Below are 741 nucleotides of genomic sequence, written 5' to 3' on the forward strand. Positions count from 1 at the left end.
AAACATGGTCAACTTACAACCCACACCACAATAGGTACAAATGGTATCGACGGCTTTTAGCTGTTCGGTTCTGCCTTGAGAGCGGTCACGGCTGTCCACCATCGCGCCCGTTGGACATGCCTGAACACACGCCCCACATTGCACGCATTTTGAATCGCCCATGAGCGTCAAACCGCTGCAACCTACGCCTTTTTCATCGGAGCGGAATCGTGGGCGATCATCTGGGCGTAAAGCTGGTCGGCCATTTTTATCCGACACAAAACTCAACACACCATGTACCGCTTGCTCACGGCATGCTTGAATACACTGACCACAACTAATGCAGCGGTTAGCATCAAATTCAATGAACTCAGAACTGCGGTCTACTTCGTATTTATGACGAAGATCTTTCGCACGTAAATCGAGCCAATCTTGATGACCAATCACGCTAGCAGAGGAAACGTCCACGGAAACATCGAAATGTTGCTCGGCATGATATTCCGTTGAGTAATCTCGCAAGGCACAGTCGGTATTCGCTTGGCAACCACACTCTAAGCAGCGCGCCGCTTCTTTCATGGCCTCTTCGTTATCAAAGCCCAGTTCCACTTCAGCAAAACTCTGCTCACGCTGCGCTGGAGTCAACTCCGGCATGATTGAACGAGCAACTTTTTGGATGTTTTCAAAATGAAGTGGGTCAACCTGCGCCAGTTTTTTCTCTTTACGAGAGTTGAACGCAGGTTTCGGCATATCCGCCATATCGCC

The 741-nt window shown here is 49.7% G+C and carries 1 protein-coding gene; it reads right to left on the reverse strand.

Annotation, left to right across the window (positions count from 1 at the left end; translation table 11 throughout):
• On the reverse strand, positions 1-741 hold a 741-nt coding region (locus R7Z50_RS26940), incomplete at both ends, for a 4Fe-4S dicluster domain-containing protein (protein WP_318149674.1).

This window comes from Vibrio sp. 1249-1 (assembly GCF_033340495.1).